At 66.0% G+C, this 479-nt stretch carries 1 protein-coding gene; it reads left to right on the plus strand.

All coding sequences use genetic code 11. The features are described 5' to 3' along the window. Positions 1-133: 133 nt before the first annotated feature. The coding region (gene azu / locus D7X55_RS46080; protein ID WP_199747373.1) for an azurin at positions 134-479 on the plus strand (346 nt) is incomplete at its 3' end.

Consider the following 479-nt stretch of genomic DNA (forward strand, 5'->3'; position numbering starts at 1 on the left):
GAGCATGCCATTGCGATGAGTGCGCGGGAAACCCTGGAGCTGGCATGCGACAGACGGTCGCAGACGGCGCCGCAGGGGGCTGCCTAGAATGGCGCTTGAATCCGCAGGAGATGCAATGATGAAGGCTTGGAGGGTGGCAGTGGGACTGGGTGCGCTGATGCTGGCGCCGTCGGCGATGGCGCGGGTGTGTGCGGTGAGCATCGACAGCACCGACCAGATGAGCTTCAGCAGCCGCGAGATCAAGGTTGCCGCTGATTGCACCGCCGTGGACCTGACTCTGCGCCATACCGGCAAGCTGGCGGTCACCGCGATGGGCCACAACTGGGTGCTCACCCGCAGCGCTGATTACCAGCCGGTGGCGATGGCGGGCATGCGCATGACCCTGGCTGACAGCTACCTGCCGAAGGCCGACAAGCGCGTGCTGGCGCACACCAAGGTGATCGGCGGCGGCGAGACCACGCGCGTGCGTTTCTCTACCC

Origin of the sequence: Corallococcus sp. AB049A, assembly GCF_003668885.1 — a bacterium.
In the GTDB taxonomy this organism is placed as follows: Bacteria; Myxococcota; Myxococcia; order Myxococcales; family Myxococcaceae; genus Corallococcus; species Corallococcus interemptor.